The organism is Pseudomonas sp. 3JA (assembly GCF_036961705.1).
Taxonomy (GTDB): Bacteria; Pseudomonadota; Gammaproteobacteria; order Pseudomonadales; family Pseudomonadaceae; genus Aquipseudomonas; species Aquipseudomonas fluorescens_Q.
This window is the reverse complement of record NZ_JBAMDJ010000078.1, coordinates 1-8,548: the sequence shown is the minus strand read 5'-3', so window position 1 is coordinate 8,548 and position 8,548 is coordinate 1. Positions and strand designations below refer to the sequence as shown.

At 60.9% G+C, this 8,548-nt stretch carries 9 protein-coding genes; 7 read left to right on the top strand and 2 right to left on the bottom strand.

Annotation, left to right across the window (positions count from 1 at the left end):
* Nucleotides 1-180 (top strand): hypothetical protein (locus V7773_RS29925; protein ID WP_336076465.1); only part of this gene is annotated, 180 nt, incomplete at its 5' end.
* Nucleotides 181-287: 107 nt separating this feature from the next.
* Here the strand turns inward: V7773_RS29925 and V7773_RS29920 are convergent.
* Nucleotides 288-518: a hypothetical protein gene (locus V7773_RS29920; protein ID WP_336076464.1), complete on the bottom strand. Its 231-nt coding sequence runs from the start codon at nt 516-518 to the stop codon at nt 288-290.
* On the opposite strand from V7773_RS29920, the gene V7773_RS29915 reads away from it, so the two are divergent.
* The 5 genes from V7773_RS29915 to V7773_RS29895 all read left to right on the top strand — a co-directional run bounded on the left by V7773_RS29915 (nt 517) and on the right by V7773_RS29895 (nt 5,949).
* A complete protein-coding gene (locus tag V7773_RS29915; RefSeq protein WP_442963501.1) occupies nt 517-2,265 on the top strand; it encodes an ABC transporter permease in 1,749 nt (582 codons plus the stop codon). The genes V7773_RS29920 and V7773_RS29915 overlap by 2 nt on opposite strands.
* Nucleotides 2,266-2,277: 12 nt before the next feature.
* On the top strand, nt 2,278-3,582 hold the full coding sequence (locus V7773_RS29910) for an ABC transporter ATP-binding protein (RefSeq protein WP_336076462.1): 1,305 nt from the start codon (nt 2,278-2,280) through the stop codon (nt 3,580-3,582).
* A gap of 63 nt (nt 3,583-3,645) precedes the next feature.
* A complete protein-coding gene (locus V7773_RS29905) occupies nt 3,646-4,704 on the top strand; it encodes a sensor histidine kinase (RefSeq protein WP_336076461.1) in 1,059 nt (352 codons plus the stop codon).
* Entirely contained in the window at nt 4,691-5,329 is a 639-nt protein-coding gene (locus V7773_RS29900) for a response regulator transcription factor (protein WP_336076460.1), read from the top strand. Before V7773_RS29905 ends, V7773_RS29900 begins: the two co-directional genes overlap by 14 nt.
* 77 nt (nt 5,330-5,406) lie before the next feature.
* Nucleotides 5,407-5,949 carry a hypothetical protein gene (locus V7773_RS29895; RefSeq protein ID WP_063320596.1) on the top strand — a complete coding sequence of 181 codons (543 nt, stop codon included), beginning with the start codon at nt 5,407-5,409 and terminating at the stop codon, nt 5,947-5,949.
* Between the two features lie 164 nt (nt 5,950-6,113).
* Here the strand turns inward: V7773_RS29895 and V7773_RS29890 are convergent, their stop codons facing one another.
* On the bottom strand, nt 6,114-7,037 hold the full coding sequence (locus tag V7773_RS29890) for a DMT family transporter (RefSeq protein ID WP_336076459.1): 924 nt from the start codon (nt 7,035-7,037) through the stop codon (nt 6,114-6,116).
* Between the two features lie 110 nt (nt 7,038-7,147).
* Here V7773_RS29890 and V7773_RS29885 point away from each other — a divergent pair, with 110 nt between their 5' ends.
* Entirely contained in the window at nt 7,148-8,014 is an 867-nt protein-coding gene (locus V7773_RS29885; protein ID WP_336076458.1) for a LysR family transcriptional regulator, read from the top strand.
* The last annotated feature ends 534 nt before the right edge of the window (nt 8,015-8,548 follow it).

Here is an 8,548-nt window from a genome sequence, read left to right as displayed (position 1 = left end):
GCGATCGACCGCAGTGGGCTTGTCGCCACAGGTGCTTCAGCAGCCTGTGCCTACACGGGCGAAATCGTCGCCAGCACGCCAATCAAAAGAGTCAGTGCCAAAAACCCACCTAGAAAAATCGCCATCTTCGCCATGAGCACTCCTGGACCAAAAAATTGCAGCACACGGGCAACCCGATAGGCTAGCCGCGTGATTATTCTGGGGCTGGGCCCGGGTTCATTACAGAGGCACCTGGCGCAGAAAAATACGGATCAGACGAACGCCTTCCCGCCCTCGTCGCACAACTTTCAATAGGCGAAAAAAGTTAAAGCCATACCGCGAAGTTCTCTCTCCCAAGGGAAACGGATATACCAACGTATATTTTCATGTCCCAAGTCAGCGTGGCCTTCAGCCCGGGCAGCACTTAATCTTGCCGGGCATTTAACGCCCCCGTTGAAGTGCGCTTCAACTTCATGACATCCGATGATCGCAAGTGTGGTCGCAGCTCTGGCTTTGCACAGTAAATAGAGGTGATCCATGCGCCCTTCTTTCCTTGCGCCTGTATTGACGCCCTTCAAGAACCGGGAACAACTTCCTGCTAATTCCTGGCGGGCCGATATAGCGCTGTTGGGCCTCCTCGTACTCTTGGCTGCCTTTGTATTCCATGGCCTGGATCAAATGAACCAGCCCCTCGGAGTGCTTGACTCTTCACCGCTGTCCCTTGATCTGGTGCACCTGCCGGAATATACCTTGCGCACGACTTTGCGCATGTTCATCGCCTTGTTCGCTTCGTTTGTTTTTTCCCTGGTCGTCGCCACGTTGGCCGCCAAAAGCCGCAAGGCTGCAATCGTTATCCTGCCCGCTTTGGATATTCTCCAATCGGTGCCAGTCCTTGGCTTTCTTACTTTTACCGTTGTGTTCTTCATGGGGCTTTTCCCGGGCAAGGAAACCGGTGTCGAGTGCGCGGCCATCTTCGCCATCTTCACCAGTCAAGTCTGGAACATGACCTTCAGTTTCTATCAATCCCTGAGAACCGTGCCCAACGATCTTTACGAGGTCAGCCGACAGTTCGCGTTTTCGCCATGGCAACGCTTCATCAGGCTGGAGTTGCCCTTCGCCACGCCGGGCCTGGTGTGGAACATGATGATGTCGATGTCGGGCGGCTGGTTTTTCGTGGTCGCTTCCGAGGCCATCACCGTCGGCGACACCACCGTCAGCCTGCCGGGCATCGGTTCATGGCTGGCGCTGGCGATCGAGCAGCAAAACATCGCCGCGATTGCTTGGGCAGTGCTGGCCATGGTCGCGGTGATCCTTGCCTATGACCTGTTGTTTTTCCGCCCTATCGTCGCCTGGGCGGACAAATTCCGCTTCGAGCAGACCGCCTCCCAGAAACGCCCACGGTCCAGGGTCTATGACCTGCTGCGCTCGACTCGCCTGGTGCCCTTGGTGCTGCTGACGCTGGGCAGCATCAAGGCGTCGTTGTTTCTGGAAAAGATCCCTCGGCTGCCGTCCATCCGCTTCAAGACCAGCGCCCGCGTCAACCGCGCTGTCGACCTGGCTTGGCTCGCCCTGGTCGCCGTGGCCTGCATCGCCGGCATCCTGCAATTGTCGCGCTTCATCGGCAGCACGTTAGGTTGGGAGGACGTAGCCAGTACGTTTGGCCTGGGCCTGGTCACCCTGGTGCGAGTCGGCGTGCTCATCGTGCTGGCTAGCCTGGTGTGGGTGCCCATCGGCGTCTGGATCGGTTTGAACCCGCGCTGGGCCGAACGCCTGCAACCCGTCGCGCAGTTACTGGCAGCCTTCCCGGCCAACGTGCTGTTTCCGTTCGCGGTGATCGCCATCGTCGCCCTAAAACTCAACCCCGATGTCTGGCTTTCGCCGCTGATGATCCTGGGCACCCAGTGGTACATCCTGTTCAACGTGATCGCCGGCGCCAGCGCCCTGCCGACTGATTTGCGCGAGGCGGCGCGCAGCTTCCACATACGCGGCTGGCAGTGGTGGCGCCAGGTCGCGCTGCCGGGCGTCTTCCCTTACTACGTCACCGGCGCCCTCACGGCAGCGGGCGGCTCATGGAACGCCAGCATCGTCGCCGAGGCGGTGTCCTGGGGCGACCACCCTTTGTACGCGTCCGGCCTGGGCTCCTTCATTGCCCAGGCGACCACGGCCGGGGATCTGCAACGAGTGGCGCTGGGCGTCGTGGTCATGTCGATTTTCGTGGTGGGTTTCAACCGGCTGCTGTGGCGCCCGCTGTACGGTTTCGCCGAGCGTCGGCTTCGAATTGATTGAGGGGGTGATCCAATGCAAGTGATGGACAAACGCTGCCTCGTGGATGTGCAGCAAGTCGGCCACGTCTACGGCACCGCAGGCGGCGCCGAGCGACGGGTTCTGGACAATGTCTGCATGCGCCTGGACGAGGGCGAAATCGTCGGTCTGCTGGGGCGTTCGGGCTCCGGCAAATCGACCTTGTTGCGCTCCATTGCCGGCCTGATTTCGCCCACCACCGGCGTGGTGGATTTTCCGAGCAATGCCCAAGGGCTGGCGAGCTCGGTGCGCATGGTGTTCCAGAGCTTCGCCCTGTTCCCCTGGCTGACGGTGCTGCAAAACGTCGAGGTTGGCCTCGAGGCCCTCGGCGTGACAGTACCCGAGCGGCGTCGGCGGGCGCTGGCCGCCATCGACATGATCGGTCTCGATGGCTTCGAAAGCGCCTTCCCCAAAGAGCTGTCAGGCGGTATGCGCCAGCGCGTCGGCCTGGCCCGTGCGCTGGTGGTCAACCCGGATGTGTTGTTGATGGACGAGCCGTTTTCCGCGCTGGACGTACTGACCGCCGAAACGCTGCGCACCGACCTGCTGGATTTGTGGCGTGAGGGGCGCATGCCGATCAGGTCGATCCTGATGGTCACCCATAACATCGAAGAAGCCGTGCTGATGTGTGATCGAATTCTGATTTTCTCCTCCAACCCGGGGCGGATCATGAGCGAGATCACCGTGGACCTCAGCCAGCCGCGCAATCGCGCCGACCCGGCGTTCCAAGCCCTGGTCGAACACATTTACGTGCAGATGGCCGGGGGCGCGAATGTCGGCTCCGCACGCCAGGAGACCTTTGCCGGCAGCGGCGTGGGCATGGTCCTGCCATCGATCTCCAGCAATGCCCTGGCCGGGCTGATCGAAGCGGTGCAGGACCAGCCGTTTGCCGGCCGAGCGGACTTGCGCGAGCTCGCCAGTGCACTGCGCTATACCGCCAGTGACCTTTTACCTGTCGCCGAGGTGCTGCAACTCATGCGCTTGGCCGACGTGCAGGACGGCCACATCATCCTCTTGCCGGCCGGGCAACGCTATGCCGATTCAGCGGTGGATGAGCGCAAGCAACTGTTTGCCAAGCACTTGCTTAAATATGTCCCGTTGGTGGGGCATGTGCGCCGGGTGCTGGACGACCGCCCTACCCGCACCGCACCGGCCAGGCGTTTCCGTGACCAACTGGAAGATTTCATGTCCGAACACGACGCCGCCATTACGCTGGACTGTGTCACGCAATGGGGCCGCTACGCCGAGTTGTTCGCCTACGACGAAGTGGCCGATCAGTTCAGCCTGGACAATCCATCCTGAGACACTGCGGTATAAACTGCGTGGATCAGGCCTGGTCGTTGGAGCATGCGCGATGGACATTCGATGAGAAGAACGGCGTTGACCCTGCGTCTACTGCTTCTGCTGGGGTTGGCCCTGGGCATCGCGGCAATCGACACCGTCACCGACCTGGAAATCGCGGTCGGGGTCTTCCAGATCGTGGTGGTGCTGATCGCGGTGAGAATCCTGCCGGCACGCGCCGTGGCAGGGGTCGCGATCCTCTGCATGGTCCTGACGATCCTGAGCTATCGGCTGACGCGTTTTGGCGACACAGAGGCCGGCCTGATCAACGTGCTGATCAGCCTCGCCGCCATCGCTGGCACCACGTACCTGGCGCTGCGTCTCTCGGCCGCCGTGCGCACGGTGCACCAGACCCGCGCCCACCTGGCGCACATCGCCCGCATCAACATGCTCGGCGAACTCGCCGCCTCGATTGCCCACGAAGTCAACCAACCCCTGGCCGCCGTTGCCGCCAGCGGCAGTGCCAGCCTGCGCTGGATGGCCACCGAACCGCCCAACCTGCCCAAGGCCCGGCAGGCGGTGGAGCGGATCATCGCCGACACCCATCGGGCCAGCGACATCATTGCCCGGTTGCGCGGCATGGCCCGGCATCAAGCGCCGACGAAGCAATGGCTGAACGTGGCCGACACGGTCTATGCCGCGTTGCGCTTGATGACGGGCGAGCTGAACGAACAGAACATCACCTTGCAGGTGCAGGTCCAGGACGGACTGCCACCGATGTTGGCGGACGAAGTGCAGATCCAGCAAGTGATCCTGAACCTGGCGATGAACGCGCTCGACGCCATGCGCCAGGTTGACGTCGACCAGCGGATTCTGCAGTTTCAGGTGACGCTCGAATCGCCTGGGCAACTGCTCTTTTCGGTATCCGACCAAGGCAATGGCTTGCCGGCCGGCGACCGCGAACGGGTGTTCGACGCCTTCTACAGCACCAAGCAGGATGGCATGGGGATGGGCTTGGCCATCAGCCGCTCGATCATCGAGGCTCACGACGGACGACTCTGGGCCACCAGCCATTCGCCCTCAGGTTCGACCTTTCACTTCACCCTGCCAGCCGTCACAAGGGAATCCGATGAGCCAGACTGACATGCAAGACCAGGCCGACTCGAGGGTCTTCATCGTCGACGACGACCCTTCGGTGCGGGCCTCACTGCAAGACCTGCTGGCCTCCGTGGGCCTGGCGAGCACGGCCTTCGGCTCGGCCCGTGAATTCATGGACGCCGAACGGCCGGACGTCCCGGCGTGCCTGATCCTCGACGTGCGCATGCCGGGCCTGAGTGGGCTGGATTTCCAACAGGAAATGGCGCGTTTGAATATTCAGCTCCCGGTGGTGTTCATCACCGCCCATGGCGACATTCCCATGTCGGTCAAAGCCATGAAAGCCGGGGCGCTGGAGTTCCTGACCAAGCCGTTCCGCGAACAGGACCTGCTCGATGCAATCACCCTGGGCCTGAACCGCGACCAGGAACGGCGCAAGGCCGCAGCGGGTGTCGACGCGTTGAAACGTCGGCACGACGCGTTGACTGACGGCGAGCGCGAGGTGATGGAGCTGGTCGTGTCAGGGCTGTTGAACAAGCAGGTGGCCGCCCGACTGGGCTTGAGCGAGGTGACCGTGAAAGTGCGCCGCGGGTCGTTGATGCGCAAGATGAATGCGGACTCGTTGGCAACGCTGGTGAAGATGTCGGAAAAACTCAAGGAAGCCGATCGCTAGCGGCCCATGATCACGGCTATCATTGCCGTTCGCCCTGTTGTCGGGCGATGTCGCTGCCCCCCCTCAAGGACTCAGGTATGAACCTTCTGCCGTCACGCTCCACCCTCTTCGTCTCCAGCCTTTTGCTCAGTTCGCTGTGCTTCGCCGAAGGCGAGCCAACCGACGGCAGCCTCATCAAGGACTCGACCAAGGCAGCCGTCTCAAGCTTCATTACCGCTGGCAAGAACTTGCTGGGTGGCGTCAGCGAAGGCGTGCTCGATGGCCGCGAATCGGCCCAGGGCGCCGACGGCGCGGCGATCATTTCCTCCAACGAGCAACTGAAAGACCGCGTCTCCATCGAAGTCCTGAAGCTGGAGCCCGTCGACGACACCTTCAGCGTCACCCTCGGCTTCAAGAACAGCACTGACACGCAACTGCGCCTGATCAACCTCGGCCAGACGGGCGCCCTGCTCGCCATCGACCAGGCCGGTTACGCCAACAAGCTCGCAGGGTTTGAAAACCCGGATGAAGTCACCATTCCGCCGAAGACGGCCGTGCGGCAGAAGTTTGTGTTTGAAGGGTTGAACGAGAAAATCGACACCGTGCGCGTGTGGGGCCAGGATTATCAGGTTAAAAAATAAGGTGGCGGTACGTTGATTGTCCCAAGTGGCATTCCCACGCACGGGAGCGATCGAAAGTTGTTAGCTCGAAACACAACCGTGGCGAGGGAGCTTGCTCCCGCTGGGCTGCGCAGCAGCCCTAAACAGGACAGCATCGAACATCATTGCCCACATCCACTAGAGAATCAGCCGGCTTTCGCCACACTCACCGGCCCGACATTCAACGCAAGCACACTCGCCAACACGATAACCGCCCCAACAATCACCATTGCTACTGGGCGTTCGGCCAGGACTAGACAAGCCATCAACATCGCCGTGGGCGGTATCAGGTAAAGCGCCATGGAGGCTCGGCTTACGTCGCTGTGAGCCAGCACGTAAGCCCAGGCGAGGTACGCCAGCGCGCTGGGGAAAATACCGAGAACCAACACCGCCAGGTTCACCGAAGCCGAAGCCTGTCGCGCCGCGCTCAACATCCCCGGTGCGAAAATGAACAACAGGAGTGTGCCCGACCAGACGGTGTAGCAAACCAGGGTCAAGCCGTCGTAGCGATGGGCATGGTGCTTCTGCAAAGCGAAATACACACTCCAGGACAGCGCCGCCAGCAGGATCAACAGTCCATGGGCGTCCATGTCACCCAAGCCTCGATCCCCCGTGACGACCACGGCTGCGCCAAGCAAGCCGCACAGGACACAGCCCCATTGCCAAGCGCCGACTCTTTCCTTGAAGACAAAATGCGCAAGCAATGTGCTGAACAACGGCGTGGACTGGGCCAACACACTCGCCGCCGCGGCACTGACGCCCCGTTGGCCGTAGTTGAGGGCGATGTGGTGCAGACTCACGGCAAAGAAACCCAATACCGCCAGCAACGGTAAATCCCCGAGACGCGGCCAGGCAATACCCTTCGCCATCGCGACGACGGCCATGAACACCGAAGCGATGAGAAACCGCATCAACGCCAGTTGACCCGGTTCGTAGGCCTGCAAGCCGATGCGAATACCAATGGGCGAATAGGCCCAGCAAAGAATCACGAACGTGGTCGCCAGGATCACTTTTACGCGGGGTCTGCTGGGGTTCTTCAAGCCCTCAAACGGCACACATCGGGTTTCCATTCAGAGTTCCTGCGCACTGGGCGTCTGGTCGATTTACCCTGAAGTATCAAAACCACCCACTCTCAATACAAGTGACTTAAACTCAGCCAACCATTCACTTTGGGTGAGCTATGGAACTGTCCCAACTGCGCATGCTCAAGACCGTCTGCGACACCGGCAGCATCGCCCGCGCCGCCGAAGTGCTGCACTGCGTACCGTCCAACATCACGGCACGGCTCAAATCCCTGGAGCGGGAGTTGGGTACACCGTTGTTTTTCCGCGAAGGCCGCGGCTTGCGGGTCAGCCCGGCGGGCGAGGTGTTCCTGGGTTATGCGACAAAAATCCTCGGCCTGACGGAAGAAGCCCGCCGCGCGGTAAACCCCAGCCACACGCCAAGCGGATCGTTGCGCATTGGCGCCATCGAATCCAGCGCCACGGGGCGCCTGCCTCAGTTACTGGCCAAATACCACGCGCAGTATCCTCAGGTGTCGCTGGAACTGAGCACGGGGACTTGGGCGCAGTTACTGGACGATACCCAGCACCACCGGCTCGACGGTGTAATCGTGGCGGTCGATGTGGAACGACCGGGACTCAAGCGCGCCGTGATGTACCGCGAAGACCTGATGCTCATCGCCTCCGAATCCCACGGCCCCTTGCGCAATGCCGCAGACCTGCAAGGCAAGGCGATCTTCATGTGGCCACCAGGCTGCCCGTACCGCTTTGCCCTGGAGCAGTGGTTGCTACGCCATGACCAAGTACAACCGATCATCAGCATCGCCAGCTATGGCGCCATCGTCGGCTGCGTCAGTGCCGGTGCCGGCATCTCGCTGGTGCCGCGTGGGATCTATGAGCAATACCGCCAGGGGGCTGGCTGGACAGGGTATGAGTTCCCGGAGCTGACAGGCATCGATAACCTTTTCTACTGGCATGAAAACGCTGGCCGGCATCCTGCCAGGAAAGCGTTTCTAGCGATGTTGCAGGCGGAGTTCAAAGGTTAGTTACAACCTCGCCACAAAAGCCATTGAACTGCACTGAACGGCATCCCGCTGACCATCCTTGTGCATTCTTATGCATCCCTGTGGCGAGGGGATTTATCCCCGTTGGGCCGCGAAGCGGCCCTAAAGCTTTCACCTCGGTGCCCGGACAACACAAGCCCCGTGGCGAGGGAGCTTGCTCCCTTGCCACAGGTCCTCATCAGCCTCACACGTCAGCGCACGGCTGAAAAATGTTGAAGGAACGGGCCTAACCGCACTACGAGATATGCTCAAACCGGCGTGATCCGACTGTTCCTACAGAAGCTGAAACCGTCGGTTCGTTTCCACATGGAAGTCTCACAATTCCTACAAAGCTCTCGGAATCTCTCACCTTGTCCGCCTTGGCCGCCCAAATCTATAGTCTTTCCCGTCGCCCCAAATGGCGATCAGGTTTGGCGACCTGGGATCAAGTGCAAAAGTACTGCGTTTTTTGCGAAGGCTTTGGCACACTTGCACGGCTGCCCGTTACGGCAGTTGTGCGCGGGAGACCTTCGGGTC

Coding starts and splice junctions, on each gene's coding strand:
- V7773_RS29895 (WP_063320596.1), top strand. CDS start 5,407: ATGAACCTTCTGCCGTCACGCTCCACCCTCTTCGTCTCCAGCCTTTTG.
- V7773_RS29915 (WP_442963501.1), top strand. CDS start 517: ATGCGCCCTTCTTTCCTTGCGCCTGTATTGACGCCCTTCAAGAACCGG.
- V7773_RS29910 (WP_336076462.1), top strand. CDS start 2,278: ATGCAAGTGATGGACAAACGCTGCCTCGTGGATGTGCAGCAAGTCGGC.
- V7773_RS29890 (WP_336076459.1), bottom strand. CDS start 7,037: ATGGAAACCCGATGTGTGCCGTTTGAGGGCTTGAAGAACCCCAGCAGA.
- V7773_RS29900 (WP_336076460.1), top strand. CDS start 4,691: ATGAGCCAGACTGACATGCAAGACCAGGCCGACTCGAGGGTCTTCATC.
- V7773_RS29905 (WP_336076461.1), top strand. CDS start 3,646: ATGAGAAGAACGGCGTTGACCCTGCGTCTACTGCTTCTGCTGGGGTTG.
- V7773_RS29920 (WP_336076464.1), bottom strand. CDS start 518: ATGGATCACCTCTATTTACTGTGCAAAGCCAGAGCTGCGACCACACTT.
- V7773_RS29885 (WP_336076458.1), top strand. CDS start 7,148: ATGGAACTGTCCCAACTGCGCATGCTCAAGACCGTCTGCGACACCGGC.